We start from the raw sequence: 22,832 nt of genomic DNA, 5'->3' as shown, positions 1-22,832 counted from the left end.
CTGTGCTGGTGGTTCGCGGGCCTTCGGTGAAGCCGTCGCGAGGTGGAGCAAGGATGAGCGCGGTACGGGAAACGGGGTATACGCAGCATGACGTACCGTCGTACGTCATTTGACGTAGGGCCAGCGCGGTTGATCAGAGGCATGATTGCGCCTGCGCCTGTCGAGTGAGGATGCGCGGGCACAGAAATTGCTGCCTCCTGGCGGGAACTCGATCCGGGGCGCATCCGGGCCAAGAGGCAAGCGCAGGCTGCAGGTCTGAATCCGGGTGAGGGCTCTGGCGGGCGAGTTTCGCGCCGGCAGGGTCGCACCGACCTTTACCTTGGGAACCCTTAACGTGCGCCCCTCCGGCTCTCAACGCATCATCAAGGTGCGCCGTGATTACAACCGCTTGGTCGCTGACGAGACCATGGAAGACTACGCGCTGCGTTTCACGCCCAAGTCGTTCCGCAAATGGTCGGAGTTCCGCATCGCCAATACCGCCGTCGGCGCCGTGTCGTTTCTGGCGCTTGAGGCAATCGGTGGCGCGCTGGTAATGAGCTACGGCTTCACCAACACCTTGTGGGCAATCATTGCCATGGCGGTGGTGATCTTTTTCACCGGCCTGCCCATCAGCTATTACGCCGCCCGCTATGGCGTGGACATGGACCTGCTTACCCGGGGCGCGGGCTTCGGCTACATCGGCTCGACCATCACATCGTTGATCTACGCCAGCTTCACCTTCCTGTTCTTTGCGCTTGAAGCAGCGATCATGGCGCTGGCGCTGGAGCTGTACTTCCACATTCCGCTGGCCTTGGCGTACGTGATCTGCTCGATCATCGTGATCCCGCTGGTGGCCTACGGCATAACCCTGATCAGCCGGTTGCAGATGTGGTCGCAGCCTCTCTGGCTGACTTTGCTGTTTGTGCCTTACGTCTTCGTCATCTGGAAAAACCCCGGCGCGCTGTCAGACCTCACCACCTTTGCGGGCCGTGAAGGCGAGGGCGGGACCTTTGACCTGTTGCTGTTCGGCGCCGCGTTCAGCGTGGCCCTGTCGCTGGTGACACAGATCGGCGAGCAGGTCGATTACCTGCGCTTTCTGCCGGAAAAGACCCGCCGCAACCGTAAACGCTGGTGGGCGGCGTTGCTGATGGCCGGGCCGGGCTGGGTGATTCCCGGTGGTATCAAGATCATGGCGGGCGCCTTTCTGGCGTTCCTGGCCCTGCAACATCAGGTGCCCATCGAGCGCGCCGCAGAGCCGACGCAGATGTACCTGATCGCTTTCCAGTACGTATTTCTATCACCGGAGTGGGCGCTGGCGGCCATGGTGCTGTTCGTGATCATTTCGCAGATCAAGATCAACATGACCAACGCTTATGCAGGCTCGCTGGCCTGGTCGAACTTCTTTGCGCGGGTCACGCACAGCCATCCGGGTCGGGTGATCTGGCTGGTGTTCAACGTTGCCATCGCGCTGGTGTTGATGGAACTGGGGGTGTTCGACGCCATCGAGGAAGTACTCGGGCTCTATGCCAACGTTGCCATTGCCTGGATTGGCGCACTGGTCGCAGACCTGGTGATCAACAAGCCGCTGGGTCTGTCGCCCAAGCACATCGAGTTCAAACGGGCGCACCTGTACGACATCAATCCGGTGGGCGTTGGCGCGATGTTCATTGCGTCGCTGCTGTCGATCTGCGCCCATTTCGGCGCGCTGGGCGAACTGGCCAAGGCTGCGCCGCCGCTGATTTCACTGACCACCGCGCTGATTGCCGCGCCCCTGATCGCCTGGCTGACCCAAGGCCGTTATTACCTGGCGCGCAACAGCGATAGCGGGCTTTTATTTCCGCTGGGCCAGCAACACACCACCCTGAAATGCGGGGTGTGCAGCAATGCGTTCGAGACCCCGGACATGGCCTGGTGCCCCGCCTACGGTTCGCCCATCTGTTCACTGTGCTGTTCGCTGGACGCGCGATGCGGGGACCAATGCAAAACCCGCTCGCGGCTGTCGATGCAGTTCGAGGACCTGATGGGACGACTGTTGCCGCGCCTGCCACGCCACTACCTGCACACGCGCCTGGCGCAATACCTCGGACTGTTGACGGTGCTGGTGCTGACCCTTTCCGGCGCGCTGGCGATGGTCTATAGCCAGGTGTCTCATGGCTTGGTCGAGCAGTCGGCCCAGGTGCATCACACCTTGATGCTCGCCTTTCTCAAGGCGTTTCTGACCTTCTGTGTACTCGCCAGCGTGCTGGCGTGGTGGGTGGTGCTGACCCGTGAAAGCCGACGAGTGGCGCAGGAAGAGTCGGAGCGCCAGACCGCGCTGCTGATGCAGGAAATCGAGGCTCACCACAAAACGGATCAGGCCTTGCAGCAGGCCAAGGAGGCGTCGGAAGCTGCCAATGCAGCGAAGAGCCGTTACGTCACCGGGTTGTCGCACGAGCTGCGCACACCGCTGAACAGCATCCTCGGCTTCACCCAGATTCTGCAACGTGATGCGAACATGCCGGCCAAACATCTGGACTCGCTGGCGACCATCATGCGCAGCAGCTCTCATCTGTTGTCGCTGATCGATGGCCTGCTCGACGTGGCCAAGATCGAGGCGGGCAAACTGCGCCTGGAGCCGTCGGAGATTCTGTTTCAGGAATTCATCAGCGACCTGCAGAAAATGTTCGTCAGCATCGCCCAGGAAAAAGGCCTGCAGTTTCGCCTGGACCTGGTCGGCCGGATGCCGGAGGTGGTGCGCGGCGACGAGAAACGCGTGCGTCAGATCCTGATCAACCTGCTCGGCAACGCGATCAACTTCACTGACAGCGGCGAGGTATGCCTGAGGGTCAGTTATCGCCATGAAACCGCGATCTTCGACATTATCGACATCGGCATCGGTATCGCACCGGAACAGATAGAACGGATTTTTCAGCCCTTCGAGCGGGGCGGTCTGGTGCGTCAGGACAACGGCGTCGGTCTGGGTTTGACCATTACCCGGATGCTCACGGCGTTGATGGGCGGCGCGTTGTCGGTCACCAGCCAGCCGGGTGAGGGCACGCGGTTTCAGGTGCGGCTGTTTTTGTCCGAGGTCCGCGTGCCCAAGGCGATCATTGACGTCAACCATGATGTGATCGGATACGACGGCGACAGGCGCCTGGTGCTGGTGGTGGACGACCATATCGAGCACCGCAAGGTCATCAGTGGCATGCTGATGCCGCTGGGCTTTGACGTGGCGCAGGCGGCCAACGGGCAGGAGGCGGTGCGTCAGGTGTCGTTGCTGCACCCGGACCTGATTCTGATGGACCTGTCCATGCCCGATATGGACGGCTGGGCCGCCAGCCGCATGATCCGCCACAACACCTCGTCGCAGGTGCCAATCATCGTGCTGTCGGCCAATGCCAACGCGTTCGCCGACGACAAGGAGCGCAGCCTGAACGTATGCAATGACTACCTGGCCAAGCCCATTCACCTGCAGGAGTTGCTCAACCGTATTCAGCACCATCTGCAACTGACCTGGCAGCGTCGTTTGCGCACGCCACCGCCCGTGGCCAAAACGGCCCCGGCAGTGTTGCCGTCACGCCTGGACCTGGAAGAGCTGTATGAGTTGTGTGGCCTGGGCTATGTGCGCGGCATCCAGCAGAAGCTCGACGCCATCGAGCGCGAGAGCGCTGACAGTGCAGGGTTCGTGGCAGACCTGCGCACGCTGGCGTCGGCTTTTCGCCTGGACGAACTCAACCTTCAATTGAAAGAGGCGCTCAATGGACGCTATGACCCGAGCCGCTGAGAACGGGGTAATCCTGATTGTCGACGATGTGCCCGACAACCTGGCGATGCTCTCCGATGCGCTGGACGAAGCCGGCTACATGGTACTGGTGGCGCTGGACGGTGAAAGTGCCTTGAACCGCATTCGACGGCGGCGTCCCGACCTGATCCTGCTCGACGCCATGATGCCGGGTCTGAACGGCTTCGACACCTGTCGGCAGATCAAGGCGCAACCCGATACCGCAAGCATTCCGGTGCTGTTCATGACCGCGCTGACCGACAGCGAGCACGTAGTGCAGGGCTTCGATGCGGGCGCCATCGACTATGTCACCAAGCCTATTCAGTGCGCTGAAGTGCTGGCGCGGGTCGCTTCACACCTGCGCACCGCCCGCATTCTTCAGTCGGCACGCAGTGCCTCGCAGCCGGTGAGCTTCGACGACAAACCGGCCTACGGCAAACTGTCCAGCCGCTTTCATCTGACTGAGCGGGAAATCGAAGTGCTGCGCTGGGTGTCGTGCGGCAAGACCAACAAGGACATCGCCGACATCCTGCAGATGAGCCCGCGCACGGTGAATAAACACCTGGAGCACATCTACATCAAGCTGGGTGTCGAGACCCGCACCGCCGCCACCTCAGTGGCGCTGGCAGCGATGACGGAGCGGGCCTGATTTGGCGGAGGTCTGTCAGCCGAAGATCTTCTTCAGAAACACCTGCATGTCCGACCACGAGCTCTGATCAGCGGCCTTGTCGTAACCGATGTCCGGGCCGCCGTGTTCGCCATGGCTCAGACGGTCGGCGTCAGGGTTGGTGAAGCCGTGTTTGGCGCCCTCGATGCTGACGAATTTGTAGTCAGCTTTGGCGTCGTCCATTTCCTTCTTGAACGCAGCCACGTTTTCCGGGGTGACCATGCTGTCTTTGGCGCCATGCTCGACCAGCATCGGTACCTTGATGCCCGGTTTGGCAGGGCTGGCGGTGGCCAGTGCGCCGTGGAAGCTCACCACGCCCAGCAGCGGTTCGTCACGGCGCGCTGCGTCCAGGACGATCTTGCCGCCAAAGCAATAGCCGATGGCGGCGATTTTCTCGGGGTTGGTCTGTGGCTGCTTTTTCAGCTGCTCAAGGCCTGCATCGAAACGCTGGTTGGCGGCATCGCTGTCTTTCAAAGCTGCCTGCATGAACGCCATGGCGTCCTTGGGATGCTCGGTGTTCTTGCCTTCGCCGTACATGTCGATCGCCATGGCGCTGTAACCCAGGGCGGCCAGGTCACGGGCGCGGCGCTTGGCGTAATCGTTCAGGCCCCACCATTCATGCACCACCAGAATACCGGGACGCGGACCTTTGATGGCGTCGTCGTACGCGTAGTAGCCCACCAGTTTGGTGCCGTCGGCACTTTTGTAGTCGACCTGCTCGGTCTTGATCGCCGCCTGGGCCAGGCCAGTGAGGCCCATCATGATCATTGCCATCCACACACGCATGTTCAGCTCCTTATAAATGGGTGCCGCAGTGAGCGCCAACCATAGCCGATTCTGCGCCGAGTGGCGTCGGTGATTGTTCAGGACCGGTTCATGGCGTGTTCAGTCAGGGTTCAGGCCGGCACGCATACTGTTGACACGTACCTTGACGGCGTCCCCGAACGCAAAAGGAGTCCTTATGTTGAGCCTCAACAAGTTTTTTCTGGCGTTGGCTTTTCTGGGTGGTAGTGCAGCGGCGCAAGCGAGTGACGGCAGGCTTGAGCCGGCCCGTATCGAGTTTGGTAAAACCAGCGAACGGCTCGATGAGGCCAACGGCTGGAGCCACGGCCTGGGTCAGCATGACCGCTTGAGTGTGACAACGGGGACGCTTTACTCGCCAGCGGTTTACGGCAGTGTGACGGCCAAGCACAATGGCATGCCCGTCAGTTCCGAGATCCTGCTTGGCAGCTATGATGTCAGGCAGCACGCACCTGTCGATGCCCGGCTGTTGAGTAACGACGCGACCATCGCGACGATGTCATTTCATTCTATGTCTTGAGGCTGGGACTGTATTGGGGAGAGCTGCATGAAGTTGCTGGTGGTTGAAGATGAAGCACTGTTGCGACATCACTTGCGGACACGTCTGACCGAGGCGGGGCATGTGGTGGAATCGGTGGCGAACGCCGAAGAAGCGCTGTATCAGGCGGGACAGTTCAACCACGATCTGGCGGTGATCGATCTTGGCCTGCCGGGTATGGGCGGGCTGGATCTGATCCGCCAGTTGCGCACCCTGGGCAAGGCGTTCCCGATCCTGATCCTGACCGCGCGCGGCAATTGGCAGGACAAGGTCGAAGGGCTGGCTGCCGGGGCTGACGACTATGTGGTCAAGCCGTTCCAGTTCGAGGAGCTGGAGGCGCGACTCAATGCGTTGCTGCGGCGCTCCAGCGGCTTCATCCAGTCGACCATCACGGCAGGCCCATTGCTGCTGGACCTCAACCGCAAGCAGGCGGCACTGTCCGAGCAGCCGCTCGCGCTCACGGCCTATGAATACCGGATTCTGGAATACCTCATGCTCCATCACCAGCAGGTGGTGCCCAAGGAGCGTTTGATGGAGCAGTTGTACCCGGATGACGACGAGCGCGATCCGAACGTGATCGAAGTGCTGGTCGGCCGTCTGCGCCGCAAGCTGGACAGCAATGTGACGTTCAAACCGATCGAAACCGTACGCGGCATGGGCTATCTGTTCACTGAGCGCTGTACGTGATTCGTTCGCTGCGCCTGCGCCTGATGCTGGGCGCTGCAACCCTTGCTGTGATCTTCATGCTGCTGATGCTGCCTGCATTGCAAGGCGCCTTCAGCCTGGCGTTGCGTGGCGCCATCGAACAGCGTCTGGCCTCTGATGTTACAACGATGATTTCAGCGGCGCGGGTCGAGGACGAGCATCTGCTGATGCCGTCGCTGCTGCCGGGCGAGCAGTTCAATCTGCCGGGCAACCGCCTGCTGGGCTACATCTATAACCGTCAGGGACGGATGGTCTGGCGCTCCCTGGCCACTGAAGACAAGGACATCGACTACCACCCGAGCTACGACGGGCAGGGCAGTCAGTTCACCAAGATCAAGGACGTCAACGGCGAAGAATACTTTGTCTACGATGTCGAGATCCGCTTGCTGGGCGGGCGCAACGCAGCGTTCAGCATAGTCGCCGTGCAGCCCGTGCGCGGTTATCAGGAGACCGTCAATGGCCTGCGGCAGAAGCTTTACGTGGGCTTTGGCGCGGCCTTGCTGGTGCTGCTGGGTCTGTTGTGGATGGGCTTGACCTGGGGATTACGTGCGTTGCGTGGCCTCAGTCAGGAGCTGGATCAGGTTGAAACCGGCGCGCGGGACAGTCTCAGCGAAGAATACCCCAGCGAACTGTTGCGTCTGACCGACTCGCTCAACCGGCTGCTGCGCAGTGAGCGTGAACAGCGCATCCGCTATCGCGACTCGCTGGATGACCTTGCGCATAGTCTGAAAACCCCTCTGGCCGTATTGCAGGGCGTCAGTGAGAACATCGCCAAACGCCCGGAAGACCTCGAACAGGCGCGGGTGCTGCAGTCGCAGATCGAACGCATGAGTCAGCAGATCGGCTACCAGTTGCAGCGCGCCAGCCTGCGCAAAAGCGGACTGGTGCGTCATCATGTGATGCTGCGCCCAGTGGTCGAGAGCCTGTGCAATACGCTGGAAAAGGTTTATCGCGACAAGCGGGTCAAGGTTACGCTGGACTTGCCGCAGCAGTGTCAGGTGCCGATGGAGGAGGGCGCGTTGCTGGAGATGCTCGGCAATCTGCTGGAAAACGCCTACCGGCTTTGCCTGAGCGAAGTGCGCGTCACGTTCAGCCAGACCCCGACTGGCGACGAGCTGTGCGTTGAAGATGACGGCCCCGGCGTGCCGGAAAGCCAGCGCGCCCGGATTCTCGAACGCGGTGAACGTCTTGACCGGCAAAATCCGGGGCAGGGCATTGGGCTGGCGGTGGTCAAGGACATCATCGAAAGCTACAGCGCCAGCCTGACGCTGGGGGATTCGCCACTGGGTGGCGCGGCGTTCAGGATTCATTTTCTGGCGCAAGGCTGATCATCCGCGTGCGTTCAGCCTCAAATAGAAAGGCGTCCTTCGGGACGCCTTTCTATCAATAACAGCTCACGCCGGTCTCCCGGACCAGTCCTCTATCAAGGTGGCGTACAGATCGACGCACTCGTGAAGTTTCTGCACTTCGCAATATTCATCGACTTTGTGCGCCATGCTCGGCTCTCCGGGGCCTAGCATCAGCGTCGGTGGGTAACCCGTGGCGGGCAGCAGCACCGCTGCATCGGTAAAGTAAGGCACTGTCTGCGCCTGCAACGGCGCTTTGTGCAACGCCTGGCAGCGCGCAAAGACCTGCTGTACCCAAGGGTCGTCGAGGTCGGCGCAGACGCCAGGCAAGTCAATCAACGTGCTCAGTTGGGCCTCGCTACCCAAGTGCTCGGCCAGCCGTCCGCGAATGTCCTCGTGGTTCAGATTGGGCGCGGTGCGCAGGTCAAGGGTGAACTCCGCGTAGTCCGGAACTGAGTTGATATTCAGGCCACCACTGATGGTGCCGACGTTCAGCGTCGGTTTGCGCATCAGTGGATGCGCAGGCCCGACCTCGAATGTCTGTGCACGGTCAATATTGCGGGCGGCCATGTAAATGGCGTTCACGCCTTTCTCCGGCATGGCCCCATGGGCAGTTCGGCCATGGCTGGCACAGCGCAGCCAGAGCGCACCCTTGTGTCCGAGCACCGGGTAGTTGGCGGTCGGTTCACCGACCAGCAGTGCGCCCAGTTCACCCAACAAGTGAGGCGCGTCCTTGCACATTGCCTTGGCACCGTCACAGCCGGTTTCTTCGCCGCCGGTCAGCAGCAGGCGCACGCCAGGACCGCGCTGGATGGCAGCGCGGCTGCGCTGGCAGGCGACGATGAATGCGGCGATGCCGGCTTTCATGTCACTGGCGCCGCGACCGTACAGCCGACCGTCGACGATGTCACCGGCAAACGGCGAGTAACGCCAGCTGGCATTGCCCAGCGGCACGGTGTCAAGGTGCCCGGTAAAGCCCAGCGGCTTGCCGGGGCCGTCACCGTCCAGCCAGGCCACAAGGTTGAAACGGCGCTCGCCAAAACGCTGCAATTCGCAGTTGAAGCCATGGTTGGTCAGTTGTTCTGCCAGGAACGCGGCACACGCTTCCTCGTCACCTGGCGGGTTAAGTGTCTGGAACGCCAGCAAGGCGCGTGTCAGGGCAATCGGGTCATCAAGCATGTGGGTTGCTCCCTCAGGCACGGCGTGTCAGCCAGTCCAGGCTATTGATCCAGAATTGGCGATAGCCTTCCCAGTCCAGAAACGCTTCGGGCAACCAGTGTTCGGAAAGGTCGCTGGTCCAGGCCAGGCTGCGCCCGGCACCGACTTCGCGGGCCGCGAGCAGTGGGTGATGAGTGCCCTCAACGGTCGCGAGCAACTGTGCCTCCGGGTGCAGCTCCACTTCGTTATAGCCAAGCAGATAAGGCCATTCGCCGCTCAAGCCGTTCAGAATAGGGTGCTCGCCCGTGAGCTGCGGCAGGAAACCTTCCGGCACTTCAACGCGATCGTCGTAGGGCAGACAGCGCACCGGCAACACTTCTTCCACGGCAGTCCCACGGTAGCGCGCGCCGCCGTTGATGCCCTGAAAACTGAAATAGCCGCCTACCATCATCAGCGCGCCGCCTTTCAACACGTACTCACGCAGGGCTTTGAGGCGGTTGGGCGTGCGTCGACCGCACAGCCAGGTGTCGGGATGCAACAGCAGGGTGTTGGCACCGATGTCGGAAAGGATGACCGCGTCGTACTGTTGCAAGGCTTCAACGGTGGCCGGGAAATCAGTCTGCGCCTGGTCGGCGCACATTTGTGTGATCTGGTAGTCGCTGTCGGCCATGACCGAGAGCAGGCGCCGAGCGCCGTTGTGCGCCGTGACACTGTCGAACTGGTCGAAGCCTTTGATGTGGGTCGATGTGCTGACCCAGGATTCTCCAGCCAGCAATACGGACTTTTTCATGGTGGTGTATTCCTTTGCAGTGAAATTGGACTTAGAAACCGCGCTGAAACACCCGGCGCGGGTTGTTGATCAGGAGGGTTTCCAGTTGCTCGCCGGTGACGCCGTGACGGCGCAGGCGCGGGACGAAATGCTTCAGCAAGTAGCCGTAACCATGTCCGCCGTAGCGAGTCAGCATGGTTTTCAGAAAAACGTCCTGAGAGATCAGCACGCGTGAACCGAACCCGCGCTCCAGCAGCGCGGCGATGGCTCGGGCGTTTTCTTCATCGCTGGGTGACTGGGCGTGCTCGTCGGCGAAGTAGTAGCTCATGCCGATCATGTCGTATTCGAGAAAGGCACCCCGGGCCGCCAGCGCATGCTGGTACGCCGGGTCACTGTGGCTTGGGTTCATGTGGCACAGCACGGTGTGCTGCAGGTCGGCGCCTTCTGCTTCGATGATGTCCAGCACCCGGTGGCCCAGGCGTTCCCATCCCGGCAAGTGAATCGACAGGGGCACGCTGGTGGCGGCGCTGGCGCGGGCGGCTGCGCGCAGGGATTTTTCTTCATCCGCTGTGAACGCCGCAGAAACGCCAATCTCGCCGATCAGGCCGGCAATCACTTCAGGTTTTTCTTCGCCGCCGCCCACGTCGTGGATGATCTGCGCCGCCAGCTCTTCGACCGATTGCTCACGCACGTATTTGGGGTGCGAAGGCTCAAGGTAGAAGCCTGCGCCCATGATGATGTTCAGGCCGGTAGTACGGGCGATGCGCTGCAACGCTTTCGGGTCCCGACCGATGCCCAGGTTGGTCGGGTCGACAACGGTTTCACCGCCCAGGGCACGGTATTTTGACAGCTCTTCGCAGGCCAGCTCGACATCGAACAGCTGGCAGTTGTCACGACTGACCAACGGGTTCATGTACAACTCGCCGAGCAGTTCGATGCTGACTGGCCGCTCGGCCAGGTGGCGCTCACCGCAGCAACTGGGCGGCACCCATTTGCCTGAAGCGTCGAGCAGAATATGTTCGTGCATCAGGGTGACGCCCAATTGATCGACTGGTATCGGCCCCAGCACACTCATGGCGTGGCCGCTGTCGACGCCGATGGGCAAGGGTGATGGATGGCGAAACAGGCTCATGCGCCAGCCCTCCCGAGTGGACGACCGGTGCGCAGGATGCGCGTGTTGAGCCAGATCGCCAGCAGCACGATCAGGCCCGTGGCAATTTGTGTGTAGAACGGCGAGATGTGCGCGAGGATCAGGCCGTTCTTGATGGCGGCCATGGTCAGCACGCCGAGCAAGGTACCGACAATCGTGCCGAAGCCGCCAAACAGACTGGTGCTGCCCAGGACTACTGCGGCGATGACTTCCAGTTCAAAGCCTTCACCCTGATTGGACGAACCGCTGCCCAGTCGCGCAGTGACGATCATGCCGGCAAGCGCGGCAGCCATGCCGCTGAGCATGTACACCCGCAGCAGCACACCGCGATGATTGACCCCGGCGCGGCGCACACTTTCAGCGTTCGCACCGATACCGGTGAGGTAGCGTCCGAAGCGCATTTTGCCCAGCATCAGTGCACCGCCCAGCGCCACCAGCAACGCCAGCCAGGCTGCCAGCGGCACGCCCAGAAACCAGCCGCGACCGAGGGCCAGGAACAGTGTTTCCTCGCGCGGCACCGGGATTGAATAGCCCTGAGTCAGCAGCATGGCCAGACCGCGAATGATCGTCAGGGTGGCGAGGGTGACGATAAACGCCGGGATCCCCGCGTACGCAATGAAGTAGCCATTCATGGCTCCTATGAGCGCGCCGACCAGCAGCCCGCCGAGCAGCACCATGGGCCATGGCAGATGCCAGACATTGAGTGCCATCGCGGCCAGTGCACCCACCAGCGCCAGCGTCGAGCCCACGGACAGGTCGATACCGCCGGTGGTCACGACCAGCGTCATGGCTACGGCGACGATCAGCAGCGGGGCGTTCTGGCGGATCACATTGAGCAGGTTGGCGCTGCTCAGGAAGTTATCGGTGACCACGGTAAACAGCACGAAACACAGGGCGAAAAACAGACCGATGCTGACCACGCCGGGGTAATCGTGCATCAGACGCTTGAGCGGCGATTGATGCAGGATGCGTTGACGCGTGAGGTCGAGAGTGTTCATGGGTTCATTTCCTCTCAGGCACAAGCGGAGCGGGCGGTGAATTTGTGCCCGACGATAAGTTCGACGACCTCATTGAGGTTGGTGTCTGCAATCCGTCGTTCTGCCAGGTTGGTGCCGTCATACATCACCATCAGACGGTCGCAGACGAGGAACAGGTCCTGCAGCCGGTGGGTGATCAGGATCACGCTCACGCCCTGGCGGCTGATGGTGCGAATCAACTCCAGCACCGCCTCGACTTCTGCCACTGCGAGGGCTGCGGTGGGTTCATCCATGATCAGCACTTTGGGACCGAACGCCGCTGCACGGGCAATCGCGACCGCCTGACGCTGACCGCCAGACAGGTGGCGCACCTGCGAGCGGGTATCCGGAATCGTGATGCCCAGCGCTTCGAGAATCTGCCGCGCCTCCAGATGCATGCGTTTTTCGTCGAGCAATGGCACGCCCAACACGCGGCGCATGGGCTCGCGACCCATGAACAGGTTGCCCGCCACATCAACGGTGTCACACAGCGACAGGTCCTGATAAACCATCTGGATATGGCAGCGTTGGGCATCGGCAGGGCCACTGAAGCTGACTTCCTCACCATCGATAGCGATGCTGCCGCTGGTAGGCAGCTCTGCCCCGGAAAGAATCTTGGTCAGGGTCGACTTGCCGGCGCCGTTGTCACCCACAAGCCCCAATACCTCACCGGGTTGCAGCAGCAGATCAACCCCGCGCAACGAGGCGATTGAACCGTAGTGCTTGGTGATGGCAGTCATCTTTACCCGAGGCACTGTGCCAGGCGTATGCATAGTGAGCCCCTTATTTGAATTCGGCGCGATAAGCGTCGAGATTGGCTTTGGTCACCAGGGTGATCGGGATGCTCTGCTCGCGTGCCACGGTTTTTCCGGCCAGCAGCGCCAATGCCGACTCCACGGCTGTCTTGCCCATGCCCTGAGTGTTCTGCTGCACTACCACGGCGACCGAGCCGTCATCCAGCCCTTGCACCGCTTGGGAAGACAGGTCCCAGCCGAAGATCCGAACCCGTTCACCGGCACCTTGCGACACGCTCGCGGCCACCGAGCCGATCAAGGCGGGCTCGCCGGTGGCGTAGATGATTTGCAGCTCTGGGTTGGCGGTCAGCAGGTTTTCAGCAGCGGCCTGAGCGGTGTCCTGCACGTTGTTGCCGTCGACGGTATTGACGATCTTCGCCTGGCTTGCGGTTTTCGCCAGCCCCTCACGGAACCCGTCCAGACGCAGATTCTGCACATAAGAGCCGAGGGCGCCGACCACGCCAACACTGGCTTTGCCTGCAAGTTCGCGGTTGATGTATTCGCCGGTGTACTGACCGATCTGGCGCGCTGCTTCGCGGTTGTCGACCCCGACCTGCACGGCGTTATCGCCGTTGATCACGGCATCGATGGCCACCACAGGTATGCCTGCCTGCTTGGCGGCCGTGACGGCGGGCTTGATGCCGTTGACGTCAATGGCGCACACCAGAATCGCGTCGAATTTGTCCTGGATGTAAGCCTCGATGGCGTCGTTCTGGGCGGACGGGTTGTCGTTGGCGTTGAACACCACCAGCTCCGCTCCGGCGGCCTTTGCTGCGGCTTGAGCACCCTGGGTGATCTGGGTGAAATACAGCGCTTGCTGATTGACCTGGACCAACGCCAGGCGTTTGCCATTCTGCGCCTGGGTGATGGGTGAGAACGCCAGAGCCAGGACAATGCCCAGGGTCAGGGTGAGACGCGTGCTTGAGCGCAGCATTGCCATCCTCCTCGTCCGTTTTTCTGATTCAGAAAACGGATCGGTAAACCGGTTTACTAAAGGGTTTCAAAAAAGGGCAAACAGTATTTGCCCTCAGTTTTCGCAAAATGTTTATAGCAGAATGTGTGCCAGACGCAGCGATATCCGTGAAAGCCCAAGCGGGCCTTGGCCTGCGGTCATTTCCGGCAGAACAAGGCCGATCGGCGTTCCAGTGACGGTGCACCGCATCAAGGCGCGGGTGTTACCTGATGCCCCAGGATCAATCGCGTCGCGTAGCTACTGTTCCCCGGCAAATCAGCTCCACCGGTACACGCTCCACGTCGGTACCATTGTCGCCGCCGGTCATCCGTTGCAACAGTAAAGCCACGCCACGGCGGCCCAGTTCCCGTGATGACTGCCTGATGGTGCACAACGGCGGGGTCAGCAGGCTGGCGTACACGGCGTCATCGAACCCCACCAGTGACATGCCGCCCGGCACGCTGATGTTGTGTTCACGCAACGTATCCAATACGCCAAGCGCGATAAAATCACTGGCGGCGAAAATGGCGTGCGGTGGATCAGGCAGGGCGAGCAGTTGCGCCGTTGCGATGCGGCCGTAGTCCCGACTGTAATCCCCGAAGCACAGGTACTCGGGCGTTTCTGCGATGTCGGCCAGGGCCAATGCCTCGCGGTAACCGGCATAGCGCTCGCGCACACTCATCAACGCAGGTGGCCCGGACACATGGGCAATGCGCCGATGGCCGTGGCGGATCAGATAATCCGTCGCCATGCGCCCACCCTGATGGTTGTCTGCAAACACTTTAGGTTGAGAGGTGCCGGGCACATCTTCATCCAGCAGGATGATATTGCGATAGCTGGCCAACTGATCGGCCAGCGTGCCGTCGTCCGGACGGTTGCTGACCAGCAGCAGGCCGTCGACGCTGCGCGAGTCCAGCCAGCGAACGAAGGTGCTTTCGCGCGCCAGCAGATTGCGCGTCACGCACAGCACCAGGTTGTAACCGTTGGCGGAGGCTTCTTCTTCAGCGGCATCTGCCAACTCTGCAAAAAACGGGTTGGCGATGTCGGGCAACACCAAACCAATGGTTTCACTGCCGCCCTTGCTCAAGCGTCGCGCCAGACTGTTGCCACGGTAGTCCAGATCCTTGAGTGCCTTGTCGATCCGTTGGGCAGTTTCGGCGGGCAGGCTGATGCTGTTATTCAGATAGCGCGACACCGCAGCCTTGGAAAGGCCGGCACGGTTGGCAACATCCTGGAGCGTTATGGGTTTGGTCATTGGTGGCCGAAAATGAAGCTCTGGAGAACAAGGGATGGGATCGTGCGCGAGCAGCTGAGTTGGCGAACGCTTTGTGCCTGCTTCACGAAGTTGGTGTCCGCGCGTTGCGCTGAGCAGACCTCTTTTACTGTGCGCAGATTGGCGGGTCGCTCTGCATAAATGAACGCGGGCAGGTTTTGAATCAGTGGGTGCTGTCGGGCATGGCGGTAAACAATCCTTATCGACCGAGGCATGTGCTGGCAGTGTTGCAAATATTTGCGGAGGTTGCGAGCAGCGGGGTAGTGCTCTGTGTCCGAAATGGTTTTATAAGAAGTCTCGCAGCCGCGCTGAGCTTGCATGTCTGCTCACAAGGCGGATACCCGCCACTGTCACCTCGTTTTTCGTTGAATACGGCGGAAAACCGCCACCCGATCAGGCCGGTTGGGTCTACTGTTACCCGTACGGGCCTTGTAGACCGTGGCATTGATATCGCTTTGCCTCCATGGCACGCCTATTGCTAAAACACCGGTAGATGTCTGCCTTGAGCAGCTCGACAAAACAAATCCCTCCAATGCAGGAGGGTTAGCGCTTTATAGGCTCGCGTGCATCCGGTGAAGATGCCGACGAAGCCCTTGAGGATAACTGCAATGACGACTCGTCAGCCCATCTACAAATCCCTCTATTTCCAGGTCATCGTAGCGATTGTTATCGGTATCCTGATCGGCCACTTTTATCCTGAAACCGGCAAGGCTCTGAAGCCGCTGGGTGATGGGTTCATCAAGCTGATCAAGATGGTCATCGCCCCGATCATTTTCTGCACCGTTGTCAGCGGTATCGCCGGCATGCAGAACATGAAATCGGTCGGCAAGACTGGTGGCTATGCGCTGCTGTACTTTGAAATTGTTTCGACCATCGCCCTGCTGATTGGTTTGATCGTGGTCAACGTTGTTCAGCCGGGTGCCGGCATGAACATCGACGTCAGCACGCTCGATGCTTCCAAGATCGCGGCTTACGTCACGGCCGGTAAAGACCAGAGCATCGTCGGCTTTATCCTTAACGTGATCCCGAACACCATCGTCGGCGCGTTTGCCAACGGCGATATCCTGCAGGTCCTGATGTTCTCGGTGATCTTCGGCTTCGCCCTGCATCGCCTGGGTGCCTACGGCAAGCCGGTTCTGGACTTCATCGATCGCTTCGCTCACGTGATGTTCAACATCATCAACATGATCATGAAGCTGGCGCCAGTCGGTGCGTTCGGTGCCATGGCCTTCACCATCGGTGCCTACGGCGTAAGCTCGCTGGTGCAGTTGGGTCAGTTGATGATCTGCTTCTACATCACCTGCGTGCTGTTCGTGGTGCTGGTGCTGGGCGCAATCTGCCGCGCTCACGGTTTCAGCGTCTTCAAGCTGGTTCGCTACATCCGTGAAGAGCTGTTGATCGTGCTGGGTACTTCCTCATCCGAGTCCGCTCTGCCACGCATGCTGATCAAGATGGAGCGTCTGGGTGCCCAGAAGTCTGTTGTAGGTCTGGTAATCCCGACTGGCTACTCGTTCAACCTGGACGGTACCTCGATCTACCTGACCATGGCGGCCGTGTTCATCGCTCAGGCGACCAACACCCACATGGACATCACTCACCAGATCACGTTGCTGCTGGTGCTGCTGCTGTCGTCCAAGGGTGCTGCTGGCGTAACCGGTAGCGGCTTCATCGTTCTGGCTGCGACCCTGTCGGCTGTAGGCCATCTGCCGGTTGCCGGTCTGGCGCTGATTCTGGGTATCGACCGCTTCATGTCCGAAGCCCGCGCCCTGACCAACCTGGTCGGTAACGCTGTTGCAACGGTTGTGGTTGCCAAGTGGGTTGGCGAGCTGGACACCGACAAACTGCAATCGGAACTGGCTTCCGGCGGTAGCGCGATCATTGAAACCCGTCCTGAAGACGACCTCGGTGTCGCTGAAGGCCCGGCTCCAGTGAACGCTGGCAAAACTGTCTGATAAACATCAGGCCATGAAAAAACCCATCTTCGGATGGGTTTTTTTATGCCTGCGTTTCGTCACAGCGCTCCGGATCAGCTCAGGTGGGCTATTCGGTGCGCGTCTCGCCGCTGAACACCAGGGTCTGGCGGCAGCGTCGGCACAGGTAACGGCGCCCCTTGTTGACCAGACTGTGACGTTGCGCGGTAAAGGGGAAGTCGCTGTCGGCGCACGGGCAGCGGTAGATATAGCGGGTCACGCTGCGGCGTTTGACGTCATAGGTGTGGCAGCGGTTGGGCGGCAGCTCGTACACGCCGCGCATGATCAACTGCCATTCTTCACCGTGTGGCTGGATGCTGCCGCCGAACAGTTGGTGGGCAACCAGGTGCGCGACTTCGTGCGGCACAGTCTGGCGAAGGAAGTCTTCGGCGTTTTCGCGATACAGCTGAGGGTTGAAGCGCAGCAGGTTTTCATGCAGATGCGCGACGCCAGCCTTCTGACCGCGCAGCTTGAAGCTGACAACCGGGCGTTTGAAGGTGCGTTTGAAAAAGGCTTCGGCTTGTTGGTAACAGGTTTCGACGCGGGAATTGAGTTGCTCGGGCATGCTGTGTGGCTCTCCAGTGAGCGCAGTATGCCGTAATGTGAGGGCTGGCTGAAAATGCCATCTGCCAGATGGTCGTCCTGGTAGCGCGGCCATAGCGATCACGCGCTGACGTGTCTGTGACGGCGGACCTGGAGCAAGCCCGCCTGGATTCAATCACTGAACGAATTGCGGCCCGATGCCAATTCCCCACAGCACCACCGTGAAGGCCATGATCGTCACCAGTACGACCAGCCCTACCGCAAGTACGGAGCTTGAGAACATGAAGCTTTCGTCGTTGGCGGTGTTCATGAATGTCGGCAGTCCCACGTACAGCAGGTAGACGGTGTAGCTGATGGCGGCAGCGCCGACCAGCATTCCCACCCACAGATGCGGATAAAGGGCTGCAAGCCCGCCAAAGAATAGTGGCGTGGCGGTGTAGGTGGCAAACGCGATGCACTGCGCAAGGGAAGGGGTAGCGTCGTAAGTGCGTGCCATCCAGTGAATGAAACTGCCCATCACCGCCACGCCGCCGAGCATCGACAGATATGACATCAGCGCCATCCAGACGGCACTGCCATGCGTGAGCATGACCGGTGGACGCTCGCCGATGGTCCAGCCGATCTGCGTCATGCCGATATAGGCAGACACCACAGGTATCGCGGCCAGGATCAAGGTGTGGGTGAGGTACATGTGGCCAATGGTTTCTTCCTCGCCACGGATCTGTTTCCACTCCCGATCGGGGTGCGTGAACAGTCCCCAGACGTGATGGATCATGTGCTTACTCCTCATCGTGTGGATGCCGCTCGCCGTTCAAGCTTTGTGATCCCTGTGCAGCGGCCTCTACAAGCATTATAGAGGCGTAGCCGGCCGCAAACGCTCAGGCTTAGAGCGTTTGGTAATTTGAGTATCTCTGTTAATAGCGCTCAGGACTGTCGGTCCGCAGTCACTTGCGATGTTTTATCCGGCCACGGTTTTGCGTAAAATGGCCGCCTTTTATCACTGTCACGCCATCGGATACCTTCAGTACATGGGCACCCTTTCAGTCAATCAGAACAAACTGCAGAAACGCCTGCGTCGGCTGGCCGGCGAAGCGGTGGCCGACTTCAACATGATTGAGGACGGTGACAAGGTCATGGTCTGCCTGTCCGGTGGCAAGGACAGCTACACCATGCTCGACGTGCTGATGCACTTCCAGAAAGTCGCGCCCATCAAGTTCGACATAGTGGCGGTGAATATGGACCAGAAGCAGCCCGGCTTTCCCGAGCATGTGCTGCCTGCGTACCTTGAAGAGCTGGGCGTCGAGTACCACATCGTCGAAAAAGACACCTACTCGGTGGTCAAGGAGCTGATTCCGGAGGGCAAAACCACCTGTTCGCTGTGTTCACGCTTGCGGCGTGGCACTTTGTATACCTTTGCCGACGAGATCGGGGCGACCAAAATGGCCCTAGGGCATCATCGCGACGATATCGTCGAGACGTTCTTTCTCAACATGTTCTTCAACGGTTCGCTGAAGGCCATGCCGCCCAAGCTGCGCGCCGACGACGGCCGTAACGTGGTGATCCGTCCGTTGGCTTACTGTCACGAGAAGGACATCCAGGCCTATTCGGATTTCAAGAATTTTCCGATCATCCCGTGCAACCTGTGCGGCTCGCAGGAAAACCTCCAGCGTCAGGTGGTCAAGGACATGCTGGTGGACTGGGAGCGCAAGACGCCGGGGCGCACCGAAAGCATCTTCCGAGCCTTGCAGAACGTGCAGCCCTCGCAATTGGCCGACCGCAACCTGTTTGACTTCACCAACCTGCGCATCGACGAAACCGCTGCCTCGCGGTTCGTCAATGTGGTCAATCTCTGACCCGGATCAGTGGTTGACCGTGAAGGCCAGCATGGCTGAAAGCTGGCACATCGGCCGGCCGCTTTCAGCCTGCCACTGATTGAACACGTCCTGAACGATGGCTTGATCGCGCTTGCTGGTCGGCACCTTGTCGACGATGTCCTGAGCGTTGAGTGCGGCTACCACGTCCCAGGTCGGGATGAACGTGTCTTTACCGACCATGCGCAGAAAGCGCGGCGAGGACAGCCCGCCCATCTGGTTGCCGTGCTTGGCCAGGTACTGCCACAGCCCGGTGATGTTATCGACCGGCCACTGCGCAATGAACTGGCCGAAACTGCCGTGTTCCTGTTCGATGTCGAGAATCAACTGGGCGTTGCGCGGTACGCTTTTGAGCTTGCCCAAATGCCGAATGATCCGGGCATCCTGCATCAGGCGTTCCAGGTGGTCGGCGCCCATGAGCACGACCTTTTCAGGATCGAAGCGAAAAAACACTTCCTCGAACGCTGGCCATTTCGAGTCCACCAGGCTGTGCTTGAGGCCAGCGCGGAAGACCCTTAATGCCATGGTCGACAGGTAACGGTCGGCACTGATGGCTTGCAATTGCCTGGGAGTTTTGGGGGTTGGCAGATGGGCTTCCAGAGCTTTGGCAGAGCCGAAACGATTCAGGCAATACTCATTCAGCCATTTGTAGTCTTGCATCGGTTCTCCAAAGAAAGATAAAGCAGGTCCAGGGCTCAGACCTTCGCAGGCTCGGCAAGTTTGCAGCGTGTTTCTGAGACATGCAGCACTGGGAGTGCGCCGCTTGCTCACGAAGGCTGTTTGCCACAATACCTTGAAGCCAGCCTTTCCCTGGCTGGCGGGGTGTGTGGGGCGACTCAGTTGTGTGGGGTGTCGAGTTGCAGCGCGGTCTTCGCCAAACGCTGGCCCAGTGCGCGGCACAGGTCGGTTTCATGGCGATCCAGCGGCCGCTTGCCGTCAGCCCCGGCGTGGTGGCTGGCGCCGTAGGGCGTACCGCCGCCCGTGGTTTCCAGCAAGGCAGACTCGCTGTAAGGCAGGCCCATGACCAGCATGCCGTGGTGCAGCAATGGCAGCAGCATGGACATCAACGTGGTTTCCTGGCCGCCGTGCAGACTCGCGGTGGAGGTGAACACGCTGGCTGGTTTACCGACCAGCGCGCCGGTCAGCCACAGGTTGCTGGTGCCGTCCAGAAAGTACTTCAGCGGCGCGGCCATGTTGCCGAAGCGCGTCGGGCTGCCCAGCGCAAGGCCCGAGCAGTGCTTGAGGTCATCAAGGCTTGCGTACAGCGCGCCGTTTTCCGGAATGCTCGGCGCAGTCGCCTCGCAGTCGGCAGAAATGGCCGGGACAGTGCGCAGTCGCGCCTCCATGCCGCCCAACTCGATGCCGCGCGCAATCTGGCGGGCCATTTCGCTGGTGGAGCCGTTGCGGCTGTAATACAGAACCAGAATGTAGGGTGTGCTCACGGCAATATCTCCAGAACGTTCTCGGGTGGACGACCGATAGCGGCCTTGTCGCCAGCGACCAGAATCGGTCGTTCGATGAGTTTCGGATGCGCGGCCATCGCAGCGATCAACTGGTCATCGCTCAGGCCTGTGTCTGCGAGATTCAGTTGTTTGTAATCGTCTTCGCCAATGCGCAGCAACTGACGGGCACTGATACCCAACTTGCCAAGCAGGTCACGCAATTGTGCAGCGTCGGGGGGCGTTTCCAGATAGAGCACGATGTCGGGCGTCAGGCCGCGGGCCTGAAGCAGTTCCAGCGCGCCGCGTGATTTGGTGCAGCGCGGGTTGTGATACAGCGTCAGATCGGTCATTTGCAGGTCGCATCTTGTAGGGAGTGGCGCGTATTCTACCCACGCGACGGCACTGTTCGACATATAGAGCGGTCAATAGTCGCAGTACACGTCATAAGTAACCGGTCGACCGGGTCGAGGAAGGAAGCACAGATGGTGAGGCGATTGGCAGCAGCAGTGGCACTTTTGGGCAGCTTGCTGCTCGGCGGATGCGGTGCAGATCTGGGCGCCGACCAGAATGGCCAGAAGGTGGCGAGCGATCGCATCGATGGGCACTGGCTGGTAGTCAATTACTGGGCCGAATGGTGCGGCCCGTGCCGTACCGAAATACCCGAATTCAATGCCTTGTCCGAGCAATTGAAGGATCGCAAGGTCACCGTGCTGGGGGTCAATTTCGACAATCTGCAGGGCGACGAACTGAAGAACGCTGCCAATGCGCTGGGGATCAAGTTCACCGTGCTGGCGCAGGACCCTGCTGAGCGTTACAACCTGCCGCCTTCCGAAGCGTTGCCGGTGACGTACATCATCGACGACAAGGGCAAGGTACGTGAACAACTGCTAGGCGAGCAGTCGGCGGCCATTGTGACCCAGAAGATCAAGGCATTGCGCGGAGAGGGTTGATTCCGATCAGGCCCTGGCCCGGTTTGCCCTGATATCCGATGACGGAGTCGAGATGGAACAGACCGGGCTGGCGCTGATCAGCTGTCTTCAAGCCAGAACCGCAACGGCTTGCCTTCAAGTGGCCACAGGCGCAATTGGTCGATGGGCGAAATGTCCCAGCGTTGCACGGTGGACAGCGCTTTGATAAAGCGTTGTTCCTGTTCCATCAACGCTGGTGCGCACATCTTGCGGGTCTTGCCCACGGCGCCGAAGCTGATGGTGTGATTGTTCAGCGTGTAGGGCGCGAACCAGTGATTGCACCCGGCGTTGCCGTAAGCGCGACCATCGGCCCCCAGGGTCATCGTCAGACGGCTGTTGTCCATGAGTGGACGTTCGCCGATCCATTCCAGTACGTAGCTTTTGTCCTGACGGATGGGCAGTGGGTCGGCTGTGCAGCCAGCCAGCAAAGCGCCACCGATCAGGCTCAAGAGCGCCAGTCGTTTCATACCGCTTTCCCCTGGCACTTCTTGCAGAGGTGCTTTTCGCCTTCGGTTTTCCAACCCAGCTCCGCAATGCGCGCGGTGGCTGCGGGTTTCTGCGCCTTCACGCCCAGCTTGCTCTCGACCATGAACTCGAAGTTCAGCTCGGCAGCGCAACTGTCGCAATGGACTTGCCACTGGTGGATCGCTAGCTCGTCGAAAACAGGGCCGTTGGCCACCGCCACCCATTGACCGGGCGGATTGATCAAATGGCGAACTTTCTCCACGACCAAACGCATATAAAGGCTCTTGCTGCCCTTGATGGTCACCAGCAACTGATCGTTATTGTGAATGGAGCCGCCGTTACCAGTGACCTGATAGCGGCCAGGCGCCATCGTTTTGCACTCGGTCAAGGTGTGCTGCGGGTTGAGCATGCTGTAGCGAAAATCGTGTTCGACCATGGGTCCTCCAAAATTGCGCGCATCCTATCACGCAGTGACGCGAGGTTAACCCTCTACCCGATTCTGCGGCGTGCCAGCCGACCAGACGACACTGCTGCCGAAAGTTGTCTGCGCGATGCCGCCGGGTGCTCCTTTGGTCAATGCCGCCATCACCACATCAGGAAAAGTCAGCAGCCGCGCCAATATTTCGTCCTGCAAGGGCAGGCTCTGGCGGTGGTCGTGCTTCACA

General features: G+C 60.3%; 23 protein-coding genes and 1 pseudogene. 8 read left to right on the top strand and 16 right to left on the bottom strand.

The window, feature by feature from the left end:
* Positions 1-334 precede the first annotated feature (334 nt).
* Together KDX37_RS21005 and KDX37_RS21000 are read left to right on the top strand one after the other, a co-directional pair.
* A complete protein-coding gene (locus KDX37_RS21005) occupies positions 335-3,742 on the top strand; it encodes an ATP-binding protein (protein WP_231654854.1) in 3,408 nt (1,135 codons plus the stop codon).
* Positions 3,717-4,388 (top strand): response regulator, encoded by a 672-nt coding sequence (locus tag KDX37_RS21000; protein ID WP_231654845.1) that lies wholly within the window; start codon positions 3,717-3,719, stop codon positions 4,386-4,388. Before KDX37_RS21005 ends, KDX37_RS21000 begins: the two co-directional genes overlap by 26 nt.
* Before the next feature lie 15 nt (positions 4,389-4,403).
* Here KDX37_RS21000 and KDX37_RS20995 read toward each other — a convergent pair whose 3' ends face one another.
* Positions 4,404-5,192 carry a dienelactone hydrolase family protein gene (locus KDX37_RS20995; RefSeq protein ID WP_231654844.1) on the bottom strand — a complete coding sequence of 263 codons (789 nt, stop codon included), beginning with the start codon at positions 5,190-5,192 and terminating at the stop codon, positions 4,404-4,406.
* 175 nt (positions 5,193-5,367) lie between these two features.
* Between KDX37_RS20995 and KDX37_RS20990 the strand changes: the two genes are divergently transcribed.
* The 3 genes from KDX37_RS20990 to KDX37_RS20980 are packed head-to-tail and all read left to right on the top strand — an operon-like array spanning position 5,368 to position 7,778.
* On the top strand, positions 5,368-5,727 hold the full coding sequence (locus KDX37_RS20990; RefSeq protein WP_231654842.1) for a hypothetical protein: 360 nt from the start codon (positions 5,368-5,370) through the stop codon (positions 5,725-5,727).
* Positions 5,728-5,754: 27 nt separating this feature from the next.
* Positions 5,755-6,432, top strand: coding sequence for a response regulator transcription factor (locus tag KDX37_RS20985; RefSeq protein ID WP_231654840.1), 678 nt, complete (start codon positions 5,755-5,757; stop codon positions 6,430-6,432).
* The gene (locus KDX37_RS20980; RefSeq protein ID WP_231654837.1) at positions 6,429-7,778 is read left to right on the top strand and encodes an ATP-binding protein; all 1,350 of its coding nucleotides are present in this window, start codon (positions 6,429-6,431) and stop codon (positions 7,776-7,778) included. Before KDX37_RS20985 ends, KDX37_RS20980 begins: the two co-directional genes overlap by 4 nt.
* A 66-nt stretch (positions 7,779-7,844) precedes the next feature.
* Here KDX37_RS20980 and KDX37_RS20975 read toward each other — a convergent pair whose 3' ends face one another.
* From KDX37_RS20975 to KDX37_RS20945, 7 genes and pseudogenes are all read right to left on the bottom strand, one after another.
* Positions 7,845-8,975, bottom strand: coding sequence for a M20 family metallopeptidase (locus KDX37_RS20975; RefSeq protein WP_231654828.1), 1,131 nt, complete (start codon positions 8,973-8,975; stop codon positions 7,845-7,847).
* Positions 8,976-8,988: 13 nt separating this feature from the next.
* Positions 8,989-9,744: a glutamine amidotransferase gene (locus KDX37_RS20970; RefSeq protein WP_231654826.1), complete on the bottom strand. Its 756-nt coding sequence runs from the start codon at positions 9,742-9,744 to the stop codon at positions 8,989-8,991.
* A pseudogene (locus tag KDX37_RS20965) lies at positions 9,741-10,855 on the bottom strand (phosphotriesterase family protein). The gene KDX37_RS20970 and the pseudogene KDX37_RS20965 overlap by 4 nt, the downstream one beginning before the upstream one ends.
* Positions 10,852-11,871 carry an ABC transporter permease gene (locus KDX37_RS20960; protein ID WP_231654816.1) on the bottom strand — a complete coding sequence of 340 codons (1,020 nt, stop codon included), beginning with the start codon at positions 11,869-11,871 and terminating at the stop codon, positions 10,852-10,854. The pseudogene KDX37_RS20965 and the gene KDX37_RS20960 overlap by 4 nt, the downstream one beginning before the upstream one ends.
* Before the next feature lie 14 nt (positions 11,872-11,885).
* Positions 11,886-12,662, bottom strand: coding sequence for an ATP-binding cassette domain-containing protein (locus tag KDX37_RS20955; RefSeq protein WP_231654814.1), 777 nt, complete (start codon positions 12,660-12,662; stop codon positions 11,886-11,888).
* A gap of 10 nt (positions 12,663-12,672) precedes the next feature.
* Positions 12,673-13,617: a substrate-binding domain-containing protein gene (locus tag KDX37_RS20950; protein WP_231654802.1), complete on the bottom strand. Its 945-nt coding sequence runs from the start codon at positions 13,615-13,617 to the stop codon at positions 12,673-12,675.
* Between the two features lie 259 nt (positions 13,618-13,876).
* Positions 13,877-14,890 carry a LacI family DNA-binding transcriptional regulator gene (locus KDX37_RS20945; RefSeq protein ID WP_231654790.1) on the bottom strand — a complete coding sequence of 338 codons (1,014 nt, stop codon included), beginning with the start codon at positions 14,888-14,890 and terminating at the stop codon, positions 13,877-13,879.
* A 626-nt stretch (positions 14,891-15,516) separates the two neighbouring features.
* Here KDX37_RS20945 and KDX37_RS20940 point away from each other — a divergent pair.
* Positions 15,517-16,860 carry a dicarboxylate/amino acid:cation symporter gene (locus tag KDX37_RS20940; RefSeq protein WP_231654788.1) on the top strand — a complete coding sequence of 448 codons (1,344 nt, stop codon included), beginning with the start codon at positions 15,517-15,519 and terminating at the stop codon, positions 16,858-16,860.
* An 88-nt stretch (positions 16,861-16,948) separates the two neighbouring features.
* Here KDX37_RS20940 and KDX37_RS20935 read toward each other — a convergent pair whose 3' ends face one another.
* Together KDX37_RS20935 and KDX37_RS20930 are read right to left on the bottom strand one after the other, a co-directional pair.
* Entirely contained in the window at positions 16,949-17,443 is a 495-nt protein-coding gene (locus KDX37_RS20935; protein WP_231654786.1) for a SprT family zinc-dependent metalloprotease, read from the bottom strand.
* 153 nt (positions 17,444-17,596) lie between these two features.
* Positions 17,597-18,196, bottom strand: a complete 600-nt coding sequence (locus KDX37_RS20930; protein WP_231654784.1) for a Yip1 family protein — start codon at positions 18,194-18,196, stop codon at positions 17,597-17,599.
* A gap of 253 nt (positions 18,197-18,449) precedes the next feature.
* Between KDX37_RS20930 and ttcA the strand changes: the two genes are divergently transcribed.
* Positions 18,450-19,274, top strand: a complete 825-nt coding sequence (gene ttcA / locus KDX37_RS20925) for a tRNA 2-thiocytidine(32) synthetase TtcA (protein WP_231654776.1) — start codon at positions 18,450-18,452, stop codon at positions 19,272-19,274.
* A 6-nt stretch (positions 19,275-19,280) separates the two neighbouring features.
* Here the strand turns inward: ttcA and KDX37_RS20920 are convergent, their stop codons facing one another.
* The 3 genes from KDX37_RS20920 to arsC form a co-directional block, all read right to left on the bottom strand.
* On the bottom strand, positions 19,281-19,952 hold the full coding sequence (locus tag KDX37_RS20920) for a DNA-3-methyladenine glycosylase I (protein ID WP_231654774.1): 672 nt from the start codon (positions 19,950-19,952) through the stop codon (positions 19,281-19,283).
* Between the two features lie 176 nt (positions 19,953-20,128).
* Entirely contained in the window at positions 20,129-20,734 is a 606-nt protein-coding gene (gene wrbA / locus KDX37_RS20915; RefSeq protein WP_231654772.1) for an NAD(P)H:quinone oxidoreductase, read from the bottom strand.
* Positions 20,731-21,084: an arsenate reductase (glutaredoxin) gene (gene arsC / locus KDX37_RS20910; protein ID WP_231654770.1), complete on the bottom strand. Its 354-nt coding sequence runs from the start codon at positions 21,082-21,084 to the stop codon at positions 20,731-20,733. The genes wrbA and arsC overlap by 4 nt, the downstream gene beginning before the upstream one ends.
* A gap of 132 nt (positions 21,085-21,216) precedes the next feature.
* Between arsC and KDX37_RS20905 the strand changes: the two genes are divergently transcribed.
* Positions 21,217-21,684 (top strand): TlpA family protein disulfide reductase, encoded by a 468-nt coding sequence (locus KDX37_RS20905; protein ID WP_231654756.1) that lies wholly within the window; start codon positions 21,217-21,219, stop codon positions 21,682-21,684.
* A 77-nt stretch (positions 21,685-21,761) separates the two neighbouring features.
* Here KDX37_RS20905 and KDX37_RS20900 read toward each other — a convergent pair whose 3' ends face one another.
* From KDX37_RS20900 to KDX37_RS20890, 3 genes are read right to left on the bottom strand one after another with little or no spacing between them, the layout of a single operon-like run.
* Positions 21,762-22,169 (bottom strand): META domain-containing protein, encoded by a 408-nt coding sequence (locus tag KDX37_RS20900; protein WP_231654754.1) that lies wholly within the window; start codon positions 22,167-22,169, stop codon positions 21,762-21,764.
* Entirely contained in the window at positions 22,166-22,603 is a 438-nt protein-coding gene (locus KDX37_RS20895) for a hypothetical protein (RefSeq protein ID WP_231654752.1), read from the bottom strand. Before KDX37_RS20895 ends, KDX37_RS20900 begins: the two co-directional genes overlap by 4 nt.
* A gap of 45 nt (positions 22,604-22,648) precedes the next feature.
* The gene (locus tag KDX37_RS20890) at positions 22,649-22,831 is read right to left on the bottom strand and encodes a hypothetical protein (protein WP_231654750.1); all 183 of its coding nucleotides are present in this window, start codon (positions 22,829-22,831) and stop codon (positions 22,649-22,651) included.
* Position 22,832: the final 1 nt, after the last annotated feature.

Source organism: Pseudomonas californiensis, assembly GCF_021147775.1.
Classification (GTDB): Bacteria; Pseudomonadota; Gammaproteobacteria; order Pseudomonadales; family Pseudomonadaceae; genus Aquipseudomonas; species Aquipseudomonas californiensis.
Note: the sequence above shows the minus strand (reverse complement) of the source record. Positions and strands in the feature narration are given on the sequence as shown.

Bases quoted from the DNA above. Each gene is read 5' to 3' on its own strand.
- KDX37_RS21000 (WP_231654845.1), top strand. From the start codon at position 3,717: ATGGACGCTATGACCCGAGCCGCTGAGAACGGGGTAATCCTGATTGTC.
- KDX37_RS20995 (WP_231654844.1), bottom strand. From the start codon at position 5,192: ATGCGTGTGTGGATGGCAATGATCATGATGGGCCTCACTGGCCTGGCC.
- KDX37_RS20990 (WP_231654842.1), top strand. From the start codon at position 5,368: ATGTTGAGCCTCAACAAGTTTTTTCTGGCGTTGGCTTTTCTGGGTGGT.
- KDX37_RS20985 (WP_231654840.1), top strand. From the start codon at position 5,755: ATGAAGTTGCTGGTGGTTGAAGATGAAGCACTGTTGCGACATCACTTG.
- KDX37_RS20975 (WP_231654828.1), bottom strand. From the start codon at position 8,975: ATGCTTGATGACCCGATTGCCCTGACACGCGCCTTGCTGGCGTTCCAG.
- KDX37_RS20970 (WP_231654826.1), bottom strand. From the start codon at position 9,744: ATGAAAAAGTCCGTATTGCTGGCTGGAGAATCCTGGGTCAGCACATCG.
- KDX37_RS20960 (WP_231654816.1), bottom strand. From the start codon at position 11,871: ATGAACACTCTCGACCTCACGCGTCAACGCATCCTGCATCAATCGCCG.
- KDX37_RS20955 (WP_231654814.1), bottom strand. From the start codon at position 12,662: ATGCATACGCCTGGCACAGTGCCTCGGGTAAAGATGACTGCCATCACC.
- KDX37_RS20950 (WP_231654802.1), bottom strand. From the start codon at position 13,617: ATGCTGCGCTCAAGCACGCGTCTCACCCTGACCCTGGGCATTGTCCTG.
- KDX37_RS20945 (WP_231654790.1), bottom strand. From the start codon at position 14,890: ATGACCAAACCCATAACGCTCCAGGATGTTGCCAACCGTGCCGGCCTT.
- KDX37_RS20940 (WP_231654788.1), top strand. From the start codon at position 15,517: ATGACGACTCGTCAGCCCATCTACAAATCCCTCTATTTCCAGGTCATC.
- KDX37_RS20935 (WP_231654786.1), bottom strand. From the start codon at position 17,443: ATGCCCGAGCAACTCAATTCCCGCGTCGAAACCTGTTACCAACAAGCC.
- KDX37_RS20930 (WP_231654784.1), bottom strand. From the start codon at position 18,196: ATGATCCATCACGTCTGGGGACTGTTCACGCACCCCGATCGGGAGTGG.
- ttcA (WP_231654776.1), top strand. From the start codon at position 18,450: ATGGGCACCCTTTCAGTCAATCAGAACAAACTGCAGAAACGCCTGCGT.
- KDX37_RS20920 (WP_231654774.1), bottom strand. From the start codon at position 19,952: ATGCAAGACTACAAATGGCTGAATGAGTATTGCCTGAATCGTTTCGGC.
- arsC (WP_231654770.1), bottom strand. From the start codon at position 21,084: ATGACCGATCTGACGCTGTATCACAACCCGCGCTGCACCAAATCACGC.
- KDX37_RS20905 (WP_231654756.1), top strand. From the start codon at position 21,217: ATGGTGAGGCGATTGGCAGCAGCAGTGGCACTTTTGGGCAGCTTGCTG.
- KDX37_RS20900 (WP_231654754.1), bottom strand. From the start codon at position 22,169: ATGAAACGACTGGCGCTCTTGAGCCTGATCGGTGGCGCTTTGCTGGCT.
- KDX37_RS20895 (WP_231654752.1), bottom strand. From the start codon at position 22,603: ATGGTCGAACACGATTTTCGCTACAGCATGCTCAACCCGCAGCACACC.